Below are 18,526 nucleotides of genomic sequence, written 5' to 3'. Positions count from 1 at the left end.
CCGCGACCCTTCCGAGATGACCCGCGACGAACTGCTCCGCGAGCAGGCCCGCGACGTCGTCTTCCGCGCCCGCGAGGCCGGCCCGGCGCTCGGCGGTGAGGATCCGCCCCCGCCCGACACCGGCCCGCGCAAGGTGGAGAACACGGTCGGCGAGCCCATCCCCGACCAGGAGCAGCCGGCGCTGCCGCCCGCGCCGAGGGAGCTTCCGAAGGGGGATGACGCCTGATGCACGCCGTCATCCCGTACGTGATCGCCGCCCTGCTCTTCGCCCTTGGGGTCTACGGCGTGCTGCGCCGGCGCAACGCGATCCTCGTGCTGATGGCCGTCGAGCTCATGCTCAACGCCGTCAATCTCATCCTGGTCGCGGCCGACGCGTCGATCAAGTCGACGCTCACCGGCGTACAACCGGAGGCCTGGGCCTATCCCTCGGCCGAGCCGAAGGCCGGCGCGATCTTCGCGCTCTTCATCATCGTCATCGCGGCCGCCGAGGTCGGCGTCGGACTGGCCATCGTGTTGCAGTACTACCGTCTGCGCCGCGCCGTCGTGCTCGACGACGTCGCGCTGCACCAGCACGAGGACGAAGAGCAGGTGACCGGGTGATCGCCGCCTTGATTCCCGGCGTGCCGCTGCTGCTGGGCCTCATCGGTCTCCTGCTGCCACCGGGCGACGGCGACCGGCGGCGCCCGGCCGCCACGCTCGGTATCGCCGGGGCCGCCGCCTCACTCGTCGTGACGCTCGGCCTGTTGCTCTTCGCGCACAAGCCGATCGACTCCAGCGCACACTGGGTGAGCATCGGCGACATCGACCTCACGGTCGGTTTCAGCGTCGGCGTGGCCGCCCTCTACGTCGCGCTCGCCGTCGCCACCGTCGCCCTCTTCGTGCAGATCTACTCGGTCGCCTATCTGCACGACGATCCGCGCTATGCCCCGTACGCGGCCCAGATCAGCCTCTTCACCGGCGCCATGCTGCTGGTCGTCACGTCCGGCGACCTGATCGGCGTGCTGGTCGGCTGGGAGGTCATGGGCGCCTGCTCGTACCTGCTCATCGGCCACGACCGCCGGCTGCCCGAGGCGCCCGCCGCCGCCGTGAAGGCCTTCCTGGTCACCCGGGTCGGCGACGTCGGCTTCCTGCTCGGCGTCGCGATTCTGATCGCCGGTGCCGGCACCTCCCGGATCGCCGACCTGCTCGCCCACGACTACTCCAGCGGCACCCTCACCGCCGCCCTGCTGCTGATCCTGGCCGGGGTGGCCGGCAAGAGCGCCCAGTTCCCGCTGCACACCTGGCTGCCCGACGCGATGGCCGGCCCCACGCCGATCTCGGCGCTGATCCACGCGGCCACGATGGTCGCCGCCGGCGTGTACGTGGTCTTCCGGCTCTACCCGCTCTACGACGAGTCGCCGGCCGCGCTCGCCACCCTCGGTGTCATGGCCGCGATCACCATCCTGCTCGGTGCGCTCAGCGCGACCGCGCAGGACGACATGAAGCGGGTCCTGGCCTGGTCGACGGTCAGCCAGATCGGTTACATGACCGGCGCGCTCGCGGTCGGCTCGCCCGCCGCGGCGCTGTTCCACTTGCTCACCCACGCCGCGTTCAAGGCGCTGCTCTTCCTCGCGGCCGGTGCGGTGATCCATGCCGTCGGCACAAACTATCTCTCCCGGATGGGCGGGCTGCGCGAGCACATGCCCGTGACGTTCTGGTCGTTCGTCGTGGGCCTGGGCGCGCTCGCCGGCGTACCCCCGCTGTCGGGTTTCTGGTCCAAAGAGAACGTGCTGACCGCGGCCGCCCATGCCACCGAGGGTGGCGAGACGGCGCCCGTGTGGGTCGGCTGGGTGGTCTGGCTGGCCGCCCTGTTCGCCGTCCTGGTCACCGCCTGGTACGCGACCAGGCTCCTGCTCCGCGCCTTCTTCGGCATCTCGCGCGCCCACGGCCCCGACGGCCCGGACTGGGAGATCGGCTTCGACGACGCCCGCTACACGGCGCCGAGCACCGCGCATGATCCGCCCGGTGCGATGCGCTGGCCGATTCTGATCCTCGCGATCCCGGCCGCGCTGCTCGGCCTCGTCGCGTACGCGCCGGGCTTCCGGACCGCCCTCGAGATGGAAGATCCGCACTTGAGCGTCGCCATCGTCCTGCCGTTGCTGCTGCTGGCGGCCGGTGCGGGCGCGGCGTGGTGGCTCTGGCAGGCGGTTCCGGGCGCCGATCCGGCCGCGGCGCTGGGCCCGGCCCGGCATCTGTTCGCCTCCGGCTTCCACCTCGACACCATTCAGGACCGCTTGGTGGTACGCCCGGTACGCGCGGCCGCGAAGGTCATCACCGCCACTGACGAGAAGGTGGTGGACGCGGCCGTCGAAGGCACCGGCACCGGAACCACCGGTGTCGGGAACGCGCTGGCCGTGGCCCACCGGGTGCCGCTGCCGGCCGCCGCCGTGGCCGTCCTCGCCGGCGCCCTGCTGCTCGGCGCCGTGGCTGTCTGGTTCGGAGCCGCCACATGACGATCTACCAAGTCGCGCTGGTCGCCGTCGTCGCGCTGCCCGCACTGGGCGCGGCCGTGGTGGCGCTCCTGCGGGACCGCACCGCCCGCATCGTCGGCACCGCCTTCGCCGCGGCCACACTGGTGCCGATCATCCTGCTGCCCTTCGGGAAAAATGAGGCGTCGCGCCTCTGGACCGAGGTGGACGTCTCCTGGGTCCCGGCGCTCAACCTCGATTTCCACCTCGGCGTGGACGGCGTCTCCTACCCGCTTGTCGCGTTGACCGGCCTGCTCACGGTGCTCTGCACGGCGTACATCCAAAAAAGCTCCGGCCGTGCCCTGACCGCCCTGCTGTTGGTCCTCGAAGCCGGCATAGCCGGCACCTTCCTCTCCTTCGACCTCATCCTGTTCTTCCTGTTCTTCGAGGTCGTGCTGCTTCCGATGTACGCCGTGATCGCCGGCTGGGGTGGCGAGGACCGGCGCCGGGCGGCCCGCAAGTTCGTGCTCTACACGCTCTTCGGCTCGGTGTTCCTGCTGCTGGGCGTCGTCACCGTCACGGTGTCGGCCGGCACCGGCGACCTGGCCGCGCTGGCCGGTGGCGCCGGGCTCGACCGCACCACCCAGTACGCGGCCTTCACCCTGCTGGCCATCGCGTTCGCGGTGAAGGCGCCACTCTGGCCGCTGCACACGTGGCTGCCCGACGCGCACACCCAGGCCCCCACGGTCGGCTCGGTGATCCTGGCCGGGGTGCTGCTCAAGATGGGCACCTACGGCCTGATCCGGGTCGGCGTCGGCGTCGCCCCGCTCGGCGCCGAGAAGGCGGCGCCGGTGCTGGGCATCCTGGCCGTGGCCGCCATCCTGGCCGGCTCGCTGATCTGCCTGCGGCAGACCGAGCTGAAGCGGCTGATCGCCTACTCCAGCGTCGGGCACATGGGCTTCGTCCTGCTCGGCATCGCCACCCTGAGCGAGACCGGCCTCCAGGCGGCGCTGCTCGGCAACGTGGCGCACGGGCTCATCACCGGCCTGCTGTTCTTCCTGGCCGGTTCGATCAAGGACCGGGCCCACACCGGCGAGCTGTCCGAGCTCGGCGGCCTGCGCGAGACCGCGCCCCGGCTGGCCGGCGTGCTCGGCTTCGCCGCGATCGCCTCCCTGGGCCTGCCCGGCCTGGCCGGCTTCTGGGGAGAGGCCTTCGCCGTCGTGGCCGCGGTCCAGCGCGGTGGCGGCCTGTGGACGACGCTGGCCGTGCTCGCGGCGATCGGCGGCGCGCTCACCGCGGCGTACTTCCTCCGGCTTCTCCGCAGGGTGACGCACGGGCCCGCTCCCCAGTCGGCTTTGATGCCGGGAGTGACCGGGGCTGAGTGGCTGGCCTGGTCGCCGCTCGCCGCCCTGACCCTGGCCGTCGGGCTCGCGCCGGCCCTGGTGCTGGTCGCGACGAGCGCACCCATGCGAGCCCTGACGGAGGCCCTGCCATGACGGCGCAGACAGTCGACCACGTCTCGCTGCTGCCGCTGTATGCCGCGGCCGGCACCGCGGTCCTCGTACTCCTGGCCGACCTGCTCTTCGCCTCCCGCGCCGCGATCTTCGCGGCGCTGACGGCCGGCGGCGTCGCCACCGCGGCCGGCGCGATCGTCGTCGGCGGGTCCCGGGTGGGTACGTTCTGCGCGCCGTCCTGCTCCTGGGTGCCGAGCCCGCTGGCCATGGTGTCCGCCGTCGTCTTCGCCGGTCTCACCGTCGGCGTGCTCGGCCTGTCGGTGCCGTCGCTGCGCCTCGGGACCGCCCCGGCCGGGGAGTTCTGCTTCCTGCTGGCCTGCTCGATGACCGGCGGCGTGGTCGTCGGCTACGCCGGCGACCTCATCACGCTGATCGTCGGCGTGGAGACGCTGACCCTGCCGCTCTACCTGCTCGTGGGCCTGCGCCGCTTCGCCCCCGGCGAGAAGGCGAGCACCGCCTCCGCCTCCGCGTCGGTGACGTTCTTCCTGATCAGCGTCATCTCGACGGCGATCGCCCTGCTCGGCGCGGCCCTCAACTACGCGGCCACCGGCGCCCTGCACCTCGACCGCCTCGTCGACGGCACCGGCCCCTTCGCGCCCGTGGCCGACGCCGGAATCGCGCTGCTGGTCATCGGCCTGGCCTTCAAGGTCGCGGCCGTGCCCCTGCACGCGTGGGCCCCGGCGACGTACGAGGGCGCGCCCCTGCCGGTCGCCGCCTACCTGTCGACGGCCTCGAAGCTGGGCGGCGTCCTCGCCCTGGCCGCGATCGTCGCCCGGGTCGACGCGGCCGCGCTGACCGGCGTCCTGGCCGTGCTGACGATGACGGTGGGTAACCTCGTCGCCCTCCGGCAGACCCGCATGGTCCGGCTGCTGGCCTGGTCGTCGATCGCTCAGGCGGGCTACATCCTGGCCGCGCTGGCCCTGGGCGGCGCGGGCGTGGCGGCCGCGGTGGCGTACTCGGTCTTCTTCGTGGTCCTGGAGTTGATCGCCTTCGGCGTGGTGGTGGCATTGCGGGCGCCGGGTGCGGACGGGGGACCGCTGCTCGCCTATCGCGGGGCGGGCCGGCGCTCACCGTGGCTGGGCGCGGCATTGGTGCTGGCCTTCGCCGGCCTGGCCGGGTTGCCGCCGGGCCTGGCCGGGCTCTTCGCCAAGGTCACGGTGGTGGACGCCCTGATCGACAACGACCATGGGTGGCTGGCCGGGGTGGTGGCGCTGAACGCGGTGATCGGCCTGGCCTACTACGTGAGGGTGTCGGCGCTGCTCTACACAAAGCCGGAGGCACCGGGCATTTCGGTCGCCGACCCGGCACTGCTGGAGGCGGCCACACACCCGCGCTTGCCCGTCTCCCGCACCGTCGGCTTCGTCGTGGCCGCCGCGTCGCTGGTGGCCGTGGCCCTCGGCTTCGCCCCGCAACTGCTCTTCGACGCCCTCAGCTGAGACACCCCGCCCTCCCAAAGGGGGCCCCCATCCTGACACCCATTCTCGCCAAAAACCGCAAGATCGTGCGGGTGCCTGTGGATAACTCCCACGCCCCGGCCTTCAGCGAACTCACAGTCCGTGACGGATGAATTTCCCGGCGGGCGATGTTCCATGGGATGCGGGTCCTACCGGATCCGCATGCTGAAGGAGTTGCTGTGCACAGCCATCACAACGGCCTCAAGACGGCCGCTCTGCTGGGTCTGCTCACCGCCCTCATCCTGGGCGCGGGCTATTGGCTCGGCGGCAGCGGCGGCCTGGTGTTCGCGGTGGTCATCTCGCTGGCCCTGAACGCCGGCTCGTATTTCTTCTCCGACAAGCTGGCCCTGCGGGCCATGCGCGCCCAGCCGGTCAGCGAGGCCGAGTTCCCGGCCCTCCACCAGATCGTCCGTGAGCTGGCGACCACCGCCGGCCAGCCGATGCCGCGGCTCTACGTCTCGCCGACGATGCAGCCGAACGCGTTCGCGACCGGCCGCAATCCCCAGCATGCCGCGGTCGCCGTGACCACGGGCATCACCCAGTTGCTCGACCGGCGTGAGCTGCGGGCCGTCATCGGCCATGAGCTCTCCCACGTCTACAACCGGGACATCCTGATCTCGAGTGTGGCCGCCGCGCTGGCCGGCATCATCACGAGCATCGCGCAGCTGGCGATCTTCCTGCCGCTGGGCGGTTCGGACGACGACGACAGCCCCAACCCGGCCGCGCTGCTGGCGATGCTGATCCTCGGCCCGATGGCCGCGACGATCATCCAGCTGGCCATCAGCCGCAACCGCGAGTACCAGGCCGATGCCGACGGCGCCGCGCTGACCGGTGACCCGCTGGCTCTGGCCAGTGCACTTGAGAAGATCTCGTACGGGGCGCAGCGCATGCCCCTGCCGGCCGACAACCGCCTCACCAGCGCCGCGCACCTGATGATCGCCAACCCCCTCAAGGGCGGCGGCATCGCCTCGCTGTTCTCCACCCACCCGCCGATGGAGCAGCGCGTCGCCCGGCTGCGCCAGCAGGCCGGTGCCATTCAGTACCGCTGACCGTTCTCTCTGATGGACCGCCCGTTCGCGGGCGGTCCATCGCTGTGTTTCCGGACACCAGCGCTCAGATTTCGGATGTGTTGCGACCCGGACCGGCGTTAGGGTCGGGAGCCGTATCGGTCGTTACTGGAGTGGGGAGCGAAGAAGTGACCGCGTTGCGTCAGTACCTGGGCGTTTGGCACCTGCCGGGCGGGTGGGTCCTGCTCAGCGTGGGGATACTTGCCCGGCTAGGTATCGGCATGACCCCGCTGGCTCTGCTGCTCCTCGTCCAGCAGGAGACGGGCCGCTATGCCGCGGCGGGTCTCGCCGGCGGTGTGTACGCCCTGGCGGGCGCCGCGGTCAGCCCGATCGCCGGCCGCCTGGCCGACCGCATCGGACCGTCCCCGATCCTCTTCGCCACGGCGATCCTGCACCCCGTGGCGCTGGTCGCCCTGGTCCTGGTCAGCCGTTCCGGCGAGTCCGCCCTTCCCTGGATCTTCGTGGCCTCGGCGGTGGCCGGGGCGACGTACCCGCCGCTGACCGCGGCCATCCGCCGGGCCTGGACCGACATGACGGAGATCGGCGGCGGCAACCACCACCTGCGAGGCGCCGCCATGGCCGCCGAGACCTCCCTGTTCGAGCTGGTCTTCGTCCTCGGCCCGATGCTGGTGGCCGCACTGGTCGTCCTGACCAGCAACCCGGCCACGGCCCTGCTGGGCGCGGCCGGCGCCACCCTGCTCGGCACGCTGGTGATCGCCCGCCTGCCCGTGATGCGCCACTGGCACCGCCACGAGTCCCTCGACGCGGCCCGGGGCCTGGGCCCGCTGAAGGTCTCGGGCTTCCCGGCCCTGCTCCTGTGCGTGGTGGCCCTGGGCATGGCGTTCGGCGCGGCCGGCGTCATCGTCCCGGCGTACGCCACCCACCACGGCGGCGGCGACGGCCTGGGCGGCGTCCTGCTGGGCATCTGGGGCGTGGGAAGCGCGATCGGCGGCATCTGGTTCGGCACGCGCCGCCCGGCGATGCCCCTCCCGCGCCAGTTCGCCTGGCTGCTGGGCAGTGTCTCGCTGAGCTTCCTGATCCTGGCGTTCATGCCGAGCCCGCTGTGGCTGGGAGCGGCCCTGGTCCTGGGAGGAGCGACGATTGCCCCCGCCCTGACGGTGGAGAGCAACCTGGTGGGCCGCCTGGCCCCACCATCGATGCTGAACGAGGCCTACACCTGGATCGTCACCGTCTCGGTAACAGGAAGCGCCGCCGGCGGAGCCGTGGCCGGCGCCATCGTCGACCGCCCGGGCGGCCTGCCGTGGGCTTTCGTCTTCGCCGCCGTGGTCTTGATGGTGGCCGCCTTGGTCGCCGCCATCCCGCACGGCTCGATAGCTCAGGCCGACCGCCGAGCGTCCGACCGCCTGAGTCAGGCCTTGGCCGCCGAGCCGGCCTGACCCCAGCCGTCGCGACGGACTGCAATCCGTCGCGAAAGCTGCAGAGGTTCGAACCCACTACCCGCCACAGGCAGACAGAGCGGCCCCGGTACCAGCGGAAACGCGGTTCCGGGGCCGTTCTCGTCGCCTCGGTCCTCATCACCATCGATATACGCGGCCGTCGCCGGGAGGCAGCACGCTACGCGGAAGAGCGCCTGGTTCAAGCCCAGGAGCAGCGCGAGCGCGAAGGGCGGCAGAAAGACGCCGACGCATGGCGGGCGCGGCTCATCCTCGCCCAAGCTGCCGGGCTCGAGCCGAACCCTGACGACCCCGGCGAGTCACACGAACTTCTGGTCGACGTCGTGAACGAAAGCGATGCCTTCGTCTTCGACGTTCTGGTTCGAGTTCCTGGATCGCCGGTCCGTCGCGTGATCCACTTCATGAGGCCTGGCGGCACAGGGTCGACTGAGTTCCGCGAAGTTCCGGCTGACTACTTCGTCCGGCACGTCAGTTGTGGCGGGCCGATGACTCCCAACGAACTTCGAGCGGTTGTCACCAGCCTCAACGCTTGCCCGACGAATTGGCAGACTCGGCTGAGCCTGGACTGCTGACATCCGCCGCTCGATATTTCAGTCGCGCCGGCGTCGAGGGGTCCGGGATCCTGGCGGCATGTGCCGGTACGCCCAGGTCTTCTACAGGGTTCATTACGTGTGCGTGCCGTGCCGCCACAGCAGCAAGCAGCCGTGGGACGGGGTGGTCCATCCCTGTCCGCGCTGCCGTGTGCCGATGGTGCGGGCGGGTCACGATTTCGCCGCGCCCCGCCGCCGTGACTCCTCCGGCTGGGCGGCCGTGGCGGCCGTGCTGGGTGCCGGGTTGCGTTATGAGGGCTTCGAGACCTGCGGGTGCGGCCGCGACCCGAAGTTCCGGCCCCGTACCCGGGCCGAGGTGCGCCGGCGCCGCCGCCTGGCCGTGCGGCGCGGGGTCGCGCTCGCCGACATGCTGGGTGCCCGCGATCCCTACGACGAGCACCCACCGGCGTAGCTCCCCGTCGCTGAGCCGCAACCCGGCTGGGCCATGGCGTGACGCCCATTACTTGTTTTCGTCGCTTCCGCGTCCGCCGCATATACCCCTGGGGGGTATGTTCGGAGTATGACTACGGCATCGAAGGAACTGACTCGGTCGGCGATCTCGGCAACTCTGCACTGCCTTACCGGCTGTGCCATCGGGGAGATTCTGGGCATGGTCATCGGGACGGCCCTCGGGTGGGGGAACGCGCCGACCATCGCGCTCTCCGTCGCGCTGGCCTTTCTCTTCGGCTACACGCTGGCCATCCGGCCCGTTCTCGCGGCCGGGGTCGGCTTCAAGCGGGCTCTCGGTGTCGCCCTCGCCGCCGACACCGTCTCCATCGCCGTGATGGAGCTTGTCGACAACGCCGCGCTACTTGTCATCCCGGGCGCCATGGAAGCGGGGCTCGCCGACTTCCGCTTCTGGGGGAGCCTCGTCGTCGCGCTTGCCGTCGCCTTCGTCGTCACCGTGCCGGTCAACCGGTGGATGATCTCGCGGGGCAAGGGGCACGCCGTAGCGCACCACTACCACCATCACCACTGAACCGGACGGACCAGCGTCAGCGACTGATAGCGGAAGCCCATCACGTGCACGTGGAAGTCGAGGATCTCGAAATGCCGGGCCGCGTGGGTGAGCATCTCCTCGTCGGAGCGGAAGGCGAAGAACCTCGGCGGCACATGGTGGTCGTTGGTGGCCACGCCCTCCTCGTGGGCGCCTCCGTAGACGCCCAGGTGGAACAGGCCGCCGGGACGCAGGACCGAGCAGATCGACATCAGCGCGTCGTTCAGGGCGTCCGTCGGCACGTGCAGCAGCGTGTTCATCGAATACACCGCGTCGAACGACTCGGCCGGAAAACCGAGGTCAAGGACGTCTCGCGCGTACGCCCGGACACCCTTGGCCTCGGTGCGGGAGACCATCGACGGCGACAGGTCGACCGCCGTGACCTCCAGGCCCTCGGACTGGAACCAGGCACTGTCCTGGCCCGTACCCGAACCGATCTCGAGCAGCGACGAGGCGCGGGCCGCGCGGAGCCGGTCGAGGAACGCCGCGCGCTCGGAGCGCTTCCACGGCTGCTTGGTGAACGTGTCCCGATCGGCGGCGGCTTCCGGCCCGTACGCCTCCCGGTTGCGGGCCACCACGTCGCTGTATCTCATAGTGGTCTCACTCCGATAGCCTGGCCCGGTCGGCGGGGTGTGTAAAGGAGTGTCCGATGACGAAAGAGGTCCGGACCGACATCGAGTCGATGCGTGCCGCCGACGCCGATCGGCACAAGGTGGCCGAGCAGCTCAAGGCCGCGCTCGACGAGGGCCGGCTCAGCCTCGACGAATACGACGACCGCGTGCGTGTGGCCTACGGCTCCAAGACGTACCAGGAACTGCTCCTGCTCCTCACCGACCTGCCGCGTCCCGGCCTCAGCGCGACCGAGGTCCGCGCCCGGCGCGAGGCCGAGCGGCGCCGTGAGGCGCGCCGGCTGCCGACCGCGATGATGGTGCTCTGGACCATCTGGGCCGCCCTGGCCACCGTCAACCTGGTCGTCTTCGGGCTGGTCGCGGTCACCGTGGACGGCGACGTCTATCCGTGGCCGGTCTGGCTGCTCGCGCCGGGCGCGGCCCTCGCCGCGGTGACGGTCGGCGTCCAGGCCATCCGTCACCAGCAGCGTCGGCCTTAGCGTCCGGCCGGGAAGAGCGCCTGGTCCAGCACGGGCACGAGAGCCTGCGAGTACGCCAGCGACATGTGGTTGTCGTCCTTGTAGACCAGCGTGTTGCCGACCAGGATCGGGCATTTCTTCTCGGCGCAGAACCACGGCGTCGGATCGATCACCCGGATGCCGTTCTTCGCGGCCTGCTCGGCCACCATGGCCCGGCGCTGCGGCTCCTGGATGGCCCGGGTCTCCGAGCGGTCGCACTTGAAGATCTGGCGCGGGTTGGTCGCCGCGCACTCCGGCACCACGTCCACCGGATAGGGCGTGTCCTGGAGCAGCACCTTGTTCTTGATGCCGCCGAGCCGGGCCCACGTCTTCTGCCAGGCCTGCACCCAGGCCGGGTTGTCGGCCAGGCCGGGCCGCTCGATCAGCTTGCCGGCCGCATCGTAGATGCCGCCGTTGTCGAGGTCGTTGGAGGCCATGACGACCAGGTCGGGCTTGTCGGCCACGACACGGTCGACGATCTGGTCACGCCAGGCGACGCATTCGGTGTACGGCTTGTTGAGCACCGTGTTGAAGTTCAGCACCGAGGGCAGCTGGCAGGCCGCCTTGGTGAGCGCGACCAGCTTCCAGCCGTGCGCCCGGGCCACCCCGTCGACCGCCGCGAACCACTGGGCCGCGTGCGAGTCCCCGATCAGGTACATCGTCTTCGCACCGTTCGGGTCGCCGTAGACGCAGGGGCGGTCCTGCTTGCTCTCGCCGTATCCGAGGTGGCAGAGGTCCTTGTAGATGACCGGGTTGAGACCCTGCGCCTCGGTCAGTTTCGGCGTCAGGTTGTCCGGCAGCCGGGAGCCGCGGATCGAGCCGCTGATCAGCTGGGTGAGCCGGGCCCGCGGGTCGCTCGCCTTGGCCACCTCGGCCGCGGTGTCGAATGTGGCCGGTCCGGTCGGGATGGGCGGGGTGAACTGCCCGGCGATCAGCGAGAGGGCGGCCACCCCGGCCGACAGGATCAGGCCCAGGGCCAGGCCGCGCCGGGCCCGTGAACGCAGCCACGGGCGCATCCGGACCGGGTTTTCGACCAGGTGGTACGTGATGAACGCGAGCCCGAGCGCACCCACGGCGAACACCAGGTTCGACTTCACGCCGGCATCCCGCATGAAGGCCAGCGGCCAGATCATCAGGACCGGCCAGTGCCACAGGTACCAGCCGTACGACAGCTTGCCGATGAACCGGAACGGCGCCGTGCCGATGACGCGGCCCGCGCCCCAGCCCTCGGCCGACGTGCCGCCCGCGATGACCGCGGCGGTGCCGAGCACCGGGAGCAGGGCGGCCGAGCCGGGGAAGGCCGTCGACTCGTCGTAGGTCACGGCCGCGACGACCACGGCCACGAGGCCACCCCAGGTCAAGACCGCGGCCAGAGGCTTGGGGGTACGGCTGAGCCGGGCCGCCGCCAGCGCGACAAGCGCACCGATGCCGAGCTCCCAGGCCCGGGTGTGCGAGCCGAAGTAGGCCCAGGGCGCGGCGCTGGCCGTCTGCTGGATGCTCACGATCAGCGAGACGACGACCAGGGCGCTCAGCGCGATCGCGGCCCGGCGGTTCTTGCGGGCGCCGGCCCAGACGGCGAGCAGCAGCAGCGGCCAGACCAGGTAGAACTGCTCCTCGACGGCGAGCGACCACAGGTGCTGCAAGGGCGAGGGCGCCGCGGTGGCGTTGAGGTAGTCCGTCCCCTCGTACGCCAGACGCCAGTTGATGCCGTAGAAGGTGCTGAAAAGCCCGTCCAGCGTGATCGACTTGAACCGGGTGGCCGGCACGAAGAGCCAGGCGGCCACGATCGTCGCCACCACGACGACCGTCGAGACCGGCAGCAGGCGGATGGCCCGCCGGGCGTAGAAGCCGGGCAGCGAGATCTTCCCGGTCTTGTTCAGCTCCTTCAGGAGCAGCGTGGTGATGAGGAAGCCGGAGATGACGAAGAAGACGTCCACGCCGACGTATCCGCCGGCGAAGGTGCTCATGCCGGCGTGGCTGAGCACGACCAGCGTCACGGCGATGGCCCGAAGACCCTCGATGTCCGGGCGGAAGCCGATGTGCGCGCCCTCCGCCCGGCGGGCGGGCGGGGTGGCCGGGGCTTCCCGGACTTCGATGGTGGAGGACACCATGAGTTGCTGCTCCAGTCGAGGGTTGACAGTCACCGCACGTCGAGGGTTCATGGTCGTCGCACAAGATACCGATGACCTGCGCACAGGTCGACCCGGTAGCCGACGCGCTAGGGTCGGATCGTGACCACCGCGGACCGTGTCCCACTTTCCGTCCTCGACCTGGCCACGGTGCGTGAGGGGCATTCCAGCGCGGATGCCCTGCGCGGCACGGTCGAGATCGCGCAGACCGCCGACCAGTTGGGCTACGCCCGTTTCTGGGTAGCAGAGCACCACAACATGCCGGCCGTCGCGTCCACCTCACCGCCGGTCCTGATCGGTGCGATAGCCGCACAAACCACAACGATTCGTGTCGGATCGGGTGGCGTGATGCTGCCCAACCACATGCCGTTCGTGGTCGCCGAGCAGTTCGCCATCCTCGAGGCGCTCTACCCCGGGCGCGTCGATCTCGGCATCGGCCGCGCCCCCGGCACCGACCAGGTCACCGCGGCCGCGCTGCGCGGCGTCTCGCCCCACCTGACCGTCGAGCAGTTCCCCGAACACCTGCAGACCGTGCTGTCCCTGCTGGGCGACGACCGCATCGAGCCGTCATCCCTGCGGGCGACGCCGGTGGCCGAGAGCCACCCCGAGGTCTGGATGCTGGGCTCCTCCACCTATGGGGCTCAGGTCGCGGCCGCCCTCGGCCTGCCGTTCTGTTACGCATATCACTTCGCGATGAGCTCCGATGTGGACAAGGCGCTGAGTCTCTACCGCGACGGCTTCAAGCCGTCGCCCCGCCACCCCGAGCCGCACGCCATGGTCAGCGCCTCGGTGATCGCCGCCGAGACGGCCGAGGAGGCGCACTACCTGGCCGGCCCCAGCCGCATCATGGCGCTGAGCCTGCGCACCGGCCGGCTCGGCCCGATCGTCTCGCCCGAGACGGCGGCGTCGGTCGAGCTCAGCGACCTCGACCACGCCATGCTCGAGTCGCTGCCGGGAACGCAGTACGCGGGCACCGCCGACGAGGTCGTGGCCGCCCTCGACGAACTGGTCGAGCGCACCGGCGCCCAGGAGCTGATGCTGGCCGGCACGGTCTACGACCCGGCCACCCGGCAGGACTCCCTGACCCGGATAGCGAAGGCGTGGGGCCGGTAGAAAATCGGGTGCGCCACCGGCGGCCACTGACGAGGATCGCTGCATGAGCTGGCGGCTGACCCACGACATCGACGAGTTCGCCACGGCCGCGGGCGACTTCCTCGCTTCGCGGCCGGTCCAGCACACCGTCTTTCTCACGGTGATCGACGCCTTGCGGCGCCGGGGGCTTCGGGCGTACGGGCCGTCGGATCCGCTCTTCGGCTATTGGCGTACGGGGTCGGGCCCCGTCGACGGCGTGCTCCTGAGAACCCCGCCGCACCCGATGATGACGAGCGCGCTGCCACCCGATGCGGTGGCGGCCGCGGCCACAGACGTACCCCCGGCTCCGCAAGTGAATCTCCTGGCCGAAGCCGAGGAGACCTTCGCCGCCGCCTGGCAGAAGCGCACCGGGACGTGGCCGTCGGCCGGCCGCAGGACCCGGCTCTACCGGCTGGAGTCGCTCGCCGACCCGTCACCGCCGGGCCGGGCCCGCCTCGCCACCGCCGCCGACCGCGACCTGCTCGTCGAGTGGCAGAAAGCCTTCTACGCGGAGATCGGCGAGGAGGGCTTCGGCGACATCGGCGCGGTGATGGACGACCGGATCGGGTACGGCGGCGTGCTGCTCTGGGAGGACGGCGCCGGCCCGGTCTCGATGGCGATCCGCTCCCGCCCCGACGCCGGCATGGCCCGCGTGCAGATCGTCTACACGCCACCGGCCGCCCGCGGCCACGGCTACGCGGCCGGCGCCACCGTGGCCGCCACCCGATCGGCCCAGGCGCTGGAGGTCACCGAAGTGGTGCTCACCACCGACCTGGCCAACCCGACCAGCAACCGGCTCTACCAGCGGCTGGGCTACCGTCCCATGGAAGATCGAGTGATCCTGGAGTTGGCGGCATGACAGACGGCAAGGTCCTTTCGGTGAACGTCGGCGCGATGCGCCCGAACCCGGCCAAGAAGGTAGGAAGGACCGGCATCTACAAGGAGCCGGTCGCCCACCCGGTCGACGTGCGGGCTCCCGGCCCGCGCCGCACCGGCCTGCACAGCGGCGTCGTCGGCGACGAGATCGGCGACACGAAGCACCACGGCGGCGACGACCAGGCCGTCTACGCGTACTCCCGAGAGGACTACGCCTGGTGGGAAGCCGAGCTGGGCCGGGAACTCCCGGACGGCATGTTCGGCGAGAACCTGACCACGGCCGGTCTCGACCTGCTGGCCACCCAGATCGGCGAGGTCTGGCGGATCGGCGACACGCTGGAGCTCTCACCGACTTTCGGCCGCATCCCGTGCGCCACGTTCCAGGCGAAGATGGGCGAGGAGAAGTGGCTGAAGCGCTTCGCCCGCGAAAACCGCACAGGCACATACCTGCGCGTGGTCACCCCGGGCCAGGTCCGAGCGGGCGACCCCATCGAGATCATCCACCGCCCCGCCCGAGGCATGACGGTCACCGAGGCCTTCGCCATCTACATGTTCGACCCGGCTTCCCTCCCGCGCCTGCTGGAGGCCGACGGCATGTCCGAGCACCTGCGGGCCGAGGTGGAGGAGCGGATCGCCCGCCTCTGACCCGTGGCACCGCCGCGATGGCGGCGTCTCTCAGCGACGTACGAGGGACCGGGTGTCGAGCTCGAACCGGAACGGGTGCTCGGAGGTCAGGCTCGCGCCGGTCTTGACGACGGCTTCCTCGACGTAGTGCTGGTCATCGAGACGGTTGAGCCGCAGGGTCAGCGAATCCGGCGCCTCATGCTCGACCAGGAGGTACCACTCGATGCCGGCGGCGGCGTAGAGCTGCATCTTGAGGACGCGGTCCATGGCGGCGTTGCTCGGCGAGACGATCTCACCGATCAGAAGCACCCGGGAGGCGTCCGCCGTGACGGCTTCCTCGTCCACGTCCACGACGGCCAGATCGGGGATCACGATGCGACCGGTGTGCAGCCGGACGTTGATCGCTTCGTAGACGAAGAGCCCGGCCGGCTCGGCGCCGTCTTCAAGTGCGTTCGCCAGACGGCGCGAGAGGCGCTGATGGCTCATGCTCGGCGCGGGGCTCACGACCAGGCTCCCATCGATGAGCTCGATCCGGTCCGTCGTCTCGCCGAGCGCAAAGTACTCGTCCTCAGTCCATGGACCGACGTGGTCAACCACTCCCACGCTCATCGACGACGTCACCTCCAGCGGCGGTTCACGACAAGGTGCTTCCGCCCACGGTACGGCACCCCACGCGGCGCGGCGTCCCTGGAAAGCGGCACGCTGCCGTGCGGCGGGATCTGACGGCAACGAGAACGGCCCCGGTCAGCGTTTCCGCTGGTTCCGGGGCCGTTCTGTCTGCCTGTGGCGGGTAGAGGATTCGAACCTCTGTAGCTTTCGCGACGGATTTACAGTCCGCTCCCATTGGCCGCTCGGGCAACCCGCCTGGGCACACCACTTCGGTCTCCCGAAGCAGCGGAGAACAGAATAGCCAACCCGTCGGGCGTTCACGCAACCGGGTACGGTCGGCATGTCGGAGGCCGCTCGGCGGTCTCCTCCTCCCATTGACGTACGCCAGCTTCGCAGGAGTCTTTCATGGCAGCCAGCCCGTCGTTCGACATCGTGAGCAAGGTCGACCAGCAGGAGGTGGACAACGCGTTCCACCAGGCGGAGAAGGAGCTCGGCACCCGCTTCGACTTCCGCGGCACGGGCACGAGCATCGCCAAGTCGGGTGATTCCGGCGTGACCATCACCTCCGAGACCGAGGAGCGGGCCACCGCGGCCCTCGACGTCTTCAAGGAGAAGCTGGTCAAGCGGAACATCTCGCTGAAGGCGCTCGACGCGGGGGAGCCCCGGCAGTCCGGCAAGACGTACAAGATCGACTGCAAGGTCATCGAGGGCATCGAGACCGACAAGGCCAAGGCGATCAGCAAGAAGATCCGGGACGAGGGCCCCAAGGGCGTGCAGGCCCAGATCCAGGGTGACCAGCTCCGCGTCATCGGCAAGAAGCGCGACGATCTCCAGGCCGTGATCGCCCTGTTGAAGGCCGAGGACTTCGGCGTGGCCCTCCAGTTCACCAATTACCGCTAAAAAGGCGCACATCAGGCCCAGACTGGGCCTATGAGCACCAGTACGTGGACCCTGGTGGTCGGCGGAGTGGCCGGTGCCGCGTTGGCGATCTTCGGAGCGTCGATGCTGATCACCGGCCGGGCCCCGCAGGCCACCGCCCGTGCCTTCCGGAGCGTCCGGGACGCCGGCTTCTACCACCTGCTCTTCGGGGTCGGGCTGGGGCTGGTGTCGCTGGGCACGGCTCTCGACAATCCCGTGGTCACCATGACCGTCACTATTCTGGCGGTGGCCATGGTCGGCGTGGCCCTGGTCCGTTTCCGGCCGCGCGCCCGGCGACGGGAGCACCCGGTAGGCAAATAGCGGAGAGGAACGGCGTGATCGAGCCGGTAGTCGATGTCGAATGGGTCAGGGCGCATCGGGACCGGCTGGTCCTCGCGGACGTCCGCGCTTATCTCGACGGCCGTTCGGGCCGCGAGGCGTACCACCGTGGTCATCTGCCCGGCGCCGTCTTCACCGATCTCGATCAAGATCTCGCGGCCGCGCCCAGCGCGGCCGAGGGGCGCCATCCTCTGCCCGATTTCCAGGCTTTCGCCGTACGCATGGGTGAGCTCGGCATCGGCGACGGCGACACGGTCGTCGCGTACGACGACGCCGGCGGCGTGATGGCCGCCCGCCTGGTCTGGATGCTGCGGGCCCTCGGCCACGACGCGGCCCTGCTCGACGGCGGCATCGGCGCGTGGAGTGAGGAGCTCGAGACCTCCGTACCCCGGCCGGCGGCCAAGGTCTTCACGGCGAAGCCGTGGCCGGCCGAGCGGCTCGCCACCATCGACGAGGCGGCCGGCGGCGCGAGTGTGGTGATCGACGCCCGCCAGCCGGAGCGTTTCCGCGGGGAGTCCGAGCCGATCGACGCGCGCGCCGGCCACATCCCGGGCGCCCGCAACGTCTCCTGCCGGGAGAACGTCGACGCGTCCGGCCGCTTCCTGTCACCCGGGGCGCTGCGTGAGCGGTTCGCCGCGGCCGGGGTGACCGGCGGCGCCGACGTCGTCTCCTATTGCGGCTCGGGTGTCACCGCCTGCCACAACCTGCTCTCGCTCGAGCGCGCCGGTTTCGGTCCGGGCCGTCTCTATCCAGGGTCCTGGTCCCAGTACGCAGCCACGGAGCGCCCCGCCGCCACGGGCTCATAGGGCCTGCTCTTCCACCCAGCGGTTGTGCGCCTCCCAGGCGGCCTGCTTCGTGCTGCCGAGCGCGGCCCCGATCTGCGTCCAGGACGCCCCGGCGTCGCGCGCCGTGCGCACCATCGCCTGCCGCCCGTATCCCGCCTTGCGGATCACCACTTCGTTCAGGGCGAGCAGCTCGAGCGCCTCGGACCGGCTCAGCGGCTCGGCCCGCTCGCCGGCCATCGAGGCCAGGGCGGTGCGCATCCTCAGCTCGTCGTATCGCGTTGTAGCCGAGGACAGCGTGTGCTGGCGCTCCAGATCGTCGGGGGAGAAGGAGTACGCGGTCACGCGCGACAGCTTGGCGTCAGGGCGACTTGACGTCAAGACGACCTGACCGGGCGACGCGAATTGCCCTCACTTCTCCCGTTATTTCGGTCGTAAAGTCGTCAATTCTGCGCTCGGCCCTGGGGGAGGAAGCTCAACCGTTCGGTCAGGATTTCGGAAAGTGCGG

19 protein-coding genes and 1 tRNA gene are annotated in these 18,526 nt (G+C 70.5%); 15 read left to right on the top strand and 5 right to left on the bottom strand.

The features are described from left to right. Nucleotides 1-225 precede the first annotated feature (225 nt). The 8 genes from nuoK (at nt 226) to ACFY36_RS24790 (ending at nt 9,466) form a co-directional block, all read left to right on the top strand. On the top strand, nt 226-600 hold the full coding sequence (gene nuoK / locus ACFY36_RS24825) for an NADH-quinone oxidoreductase subunit NuoK (RefSeq protein WP_499748321.1): 375 nt from the start codon (nt 226-228) through the stop codon (nt 598-600). Continuing rightward, complete coding sequence (locus tag ACFY36_RS24820) at nt 597-2,492, top strand: NADH-quinone oxidoreductase subunit 5 family protein (RefSeq protein WP_499748320.1); 1,896 nt, start codon at nt 597-599, stop codon at nt 2,490-2,492. The genes nuoK and ACFY36_RS24820 overlap by 4 nt, the downstream gene beginning before the upstream one ends. Then, nucleotides 2,489-3,943: a complex I subunit 4 family protein gene (locus ACFY36_RS24815; protein WP_499748319.1), complete on the top strand. Its 1,455-nt coding sequence runs from the start codon at nt 2,489-2,491 to the stop codon at nt 3,941-3,943. The genes ACFY36_RS24820 and ACFY36_RS24815 overlap by 4 nt, the downstream gene beginning before the upstream one ends. Beyond that, complete coding sequence (locus tag ACFY36_RS24810) at nt 3,940-5,397, top strand: NADH-quinone oxidoreductase subunit N (RefSeq protein WP_499748318.1); 1,458 nt, start codon at nt 3,940-3,942, stop codon at nt 5,395-5,397. Before ACFY36_RS24815 ends, ACFY36_RS24810 begins: the two co-directional genes overlap by 4 nt. A gap of 197 nt (nt 5,398-5,594) precedes the next feature. Then, nucleotides 5,595-6,464, top strand: a complete 870-nt coding sequence (gene htpX, locus ACFY36_RS24805; RefSeq protein ID WP_499748317.1) for a zinc metalloprotease HtpX — start codon at nt 5,595-5,597, stop codon at nt 6,462-6,464. 146 nt (nt 6,465-6,610) lie between these two features. After that, nucleotides 6,611-7,879 carry an MFS transporter gene (locus tag ACFY36_RS24800; RefSeq protein ID WP_499748316.1) on the top strand — a complete coding sequence of 423 codons (1,269 nt, stop codon included), beginning with the start codon at nt 6,611-6,613 and terminating at the stop codon, nt 7,877-7,879. Nucleotides 7,880-8,527: 648 nt separating this feature from the next. Then, nucleotides 8,528-8,899, top strand: a complete 372-nt coding sequence (locus ACFY36_RS24795) for a hypothetical protein (RefSeq protein ID WP_499748315.1) — start codon at nt 8,528-8,530, stop codon at nt 8,897-8,899. 108 nt (nt 8,900-9,007) lie between these two features. Continuing rightward, a complete protein-coding gene (locus ACFY36_RS24790) occupies nt 9,008-9,466 on the top strand; it encodes a DUF4396 domain-containing protein (RefSeq protein WP_499748314.1) in 459 nt (152 codons plus the stop codon). Here ACFY36_RS24790 and ACFY36_RS24785 read toward each other — a convergent pair. Then, entirely contained in the window at nt 9,457-10,077 is a 621-nt protein-coding gene (locus ACFY36_RS24785) for a class I SAM-dependent methyltransferase (protein ID WP_499748313.1), read from the bottom strand. The genes ACFY36_RS24790 and ACFY36_RS24785 overlap by 10 nt on opposite strands. Nucleotides 10,078-10,133: 56 nt before the next feature. Here ACFY36_RS24785 and ACFY36_RS24780 point away from each other — a divergent pair, with 56 nt between their 5' ends. Then, a complete protein-coding gene (locus ACFY36_RS24780; protein WP_499748312.1) occupies nt 10,134-10,592 on the top strand; it encodes a DUF1707 SHOCT-like domain-containing protein in 459 nt (152 codons plus the stop codon). Here ACFY36_RS24780 and ACFY36_RS24775 read toward each other — a convergent pair. Then, nucleotides 10,589-12,721, bottom strand: coding sequence for an acyltransferase family protein (locus ACFY36_RS24775; RefSeq protein WP_499748311.1), 2,133 nt, complete (start codon nt 12,719-12,721; stop codon nt 10,589-10,591). The two genes, ACFY36_RS24780 and ACFY36_RS24775, sit on opposite strands and share 4 nt — an antisense overlap. A 120-nt stretch (nt 12,722-12,841) precedes the next feature. On the opposite strand from ACFY36_RS24775, the gene ACFY36_RS24770 reads away from it, so the two are divergent. The 3 genes from ACFY36_RS24770 to ACFY36_RS24760 are packed head-to-tail and all read left to right on the top strand — an operon-like array spanning nt 12,842 to nt 15,391. Further along, nucleotides 12,842-13,852: an LLM class flavin-dependent oxidoreductase gene (locus tag ACFY36_RS24770; protein ID WP_499748310.1), complete on the top strand. Its 1,011-nt coding sequence runs from the start codon at nt 12,842-12,844 to the stop codon at nt 13,850-13,852. 43 nt (nt 13,853-13,895) lie between these two features. Then, nucleotides 13,896-14,729, top strand: a complete 834-nt coding sequence (locus ACFY36_RS24765) for a GNAT family N-acetyltransferase (RefSeq protein WP_499748309.1) — start codon at nt 13,896-13,898, stop codon at nt 14,727-14,729. After that, nucleotides 14,726-15,391 (top strand): MOSC domain-containing protein, encoded by a 666-nt coding sequence (locus tag ACFY36_RS24760; protein WP_499748308.1) that lies wholly within the window; start codon nt 14,726-14,728, stop codon nt 15,389-15,391. The genes ACFY36_RS24765 and ACFY36_RS24760 overlap by 4 nt, the downstream gene beginning before the upstream one ends. 30 nt (nt 15,392-15,421) lie before the next feature. On the opposite strand, the gene ACFY36_RS24755 is transcribed toward ACFY36_RS24760, so the two are convergent. Beyond that, complete coding sequence (locus ACFY36_RS24755) at nt 15,422-15,979, bottom strand: Uma2 family endonuclease (RefSeq protein ID WP_499748307.1); 558 nt, start codon at nt 15,977-15,979, stop codon at nt 15,422-15,424. A 175-nt stretch (nt 15,980-16,154) separates the two neighbouring features. Continuing rightward, nucleotides 16,155-16,235 (bottom strand) — tRNA-Tyr (locus ACFY36_RS24750). A gap of 149 nt (nt 16,236-16,384) precedes the next feature. Between ACFY36_RS24750 and ACFY36_RS24745 the strand changes: the two genes are divergently transcribed. The 3 genes from ACFY36_RS24745 to ACFY36_RS24735 are packed head-to-tail and all read left to right on the top strand — an operon-like array spanning nt 16,385 to nt 18,042. Next, a complete protein-coding gene (locus tag ACFY36_RS24745; protein WP_499748306.1) occupies nt 16,385-16,879 on the top strand; it encodes a YajQ family cyclic di-GMP-binding protein in 495 nt (164 codons plus the stop codon). A gap of 30 nt (nt 16,880-16,909) precedes the next feature. Continuing rightward, nucleotides 16,910-17,218, top strand: a complete 309-nt coding sequence (locus ACFY36_RS24740; protein ID WP_499748305.1) for a hypothetical protein — start codon at nt 16,910-16,912, stop codon at nt 17,216-17,218. Nucleotides 17,219-17,232: 14 nt separating this feature from the next. Then, complete coding sequence (locus ACFY36_RS24735) at nt 17,233-18,042, top strand: sulfurtransferase (protein ID WP_499748304.1); 810 nt, start codon at nt 17,233-17,235, stop codon at nt 18,040-18,042. On the opposite strand, the gene ACFY36_RS24730 is transcribed toward ACFY36_RS24735, so the two are convergent. Beyond that, entirely contained in the window at nt 18,037-18,363 is a 327-nt protein-coding gene (locus ACFY36_RS24730; protein ID WP_498694319.1) for a hypothetical protein, read from the bottom strand. The two genes, ACFY36_RS24735 and ACFY36_RS24730, sit on opposite strands and share 6 nt — an antisense overlap. Nucleotides 18,364-18,526 lie beyond the last annotated feature (163 nt).

Origin of the sequence: Actinoplanes sp. NPDC000266 (assembly GCF_042899005.1) — a bacterium.
GTDB lineage: Bacteria > Actinomycetota > Actinomycetes > Mycobacteriales > Micromonosporaceae > Actinoplanes.
Note: the sequence above shows the minus strand (reverse complement) of the source record. Positions and strands in the feature narration are given on the sequence as shown.

Coding starts and splice junctions, on each gene's coding strand:
- ACFY36_RS24785 (WP_499748313.1), bottom strand. CDS start 10,077: ATGAGATACAGCGACGTGGTGGCCCGCAACCGGGAGGCGTACGGGCCG.
- ACFY36_RS24740 (WP_499748305.1), top strand. CDS start 16,910: ATGAGCACCAGTACGTGGACCCTGGTGGTCGGCGGAGTGGCCGGTGCC.
- ACFY36_RS24755 (WP_499748307.1), bottom strand. CDS start 15,979: ATGAGCGTGGGAGTGGTTGACCACGTCGGTCCATGGACTGAGGACGAG.
- ACFY36_RS24780 (WP_499748312.1), top strand. CDS start 10,134: ATGACGAAAGAGGTCCGGACCGACATCGAGTCGATGCGTGCCGCCGAC.
- ACFY36_RS24795 (WP_499748315.1), top strand. CDS start 8,528: ATGTGCCGGTACGCCCAGGTCTTCTACAGGGTTCATTACGTGTGCGTG.
- ACFY36_RS24815 (WP_499748319.1), top strand. CDS start 2,489: ATGACGATCTACCAAGTCGCGCTGGTCGCCGTCGTCGCGCTGCCCGCA.
- ACFY36_RS24765 (WP_499748309.1), top strand. CDS start 13,896: ATGAGCTGGCGGCTGACCCACGACATCGACGAGTTCGCCACGGCCGCG.
- ACFY36_RS24745 (WP_499748306.1), top strand. CDS start 16,385: ATGGCAGCCAGCCCGTCGTTCGACATCGTGAGCAAGGTCGACCAGCAG.
- ACFY36_RS24810 (WP_499748318.1), top strand. CDS start 3,940: ATGACGGCGCAGACAGTCGACCACGTCTCGCTGCTGCCGCTGTATGCC.
- ACFY36_RS24775 (WP_499748311.1), bottom strand. CDS start 12,721: ATGGTGTCCTCCACCATCGAAGTCCGGGAAGCCCCGGCCACCCCGCCC.
- nuoK (WP_499748321.1), top strand. CDS start 226: ATGCACGCCGTCATCCCGTACGTGATCGCCGCCCTGCTCTTCGCCCTT.
- ACFY36_RS24790 (WP_499748314.1), top strand. CDS start 9,008: ATGACTACGGCATCGAAGGAACTGACTCGGTCGGCGATCTCGGCAACT.
- ACFY36_RS24760 (WP_499748308.1), top strand. CDS start 14,726: ATGACAGACGGCAAGGTCCTTTCGGTGAACGTCGGCGCGATGCGCCCG.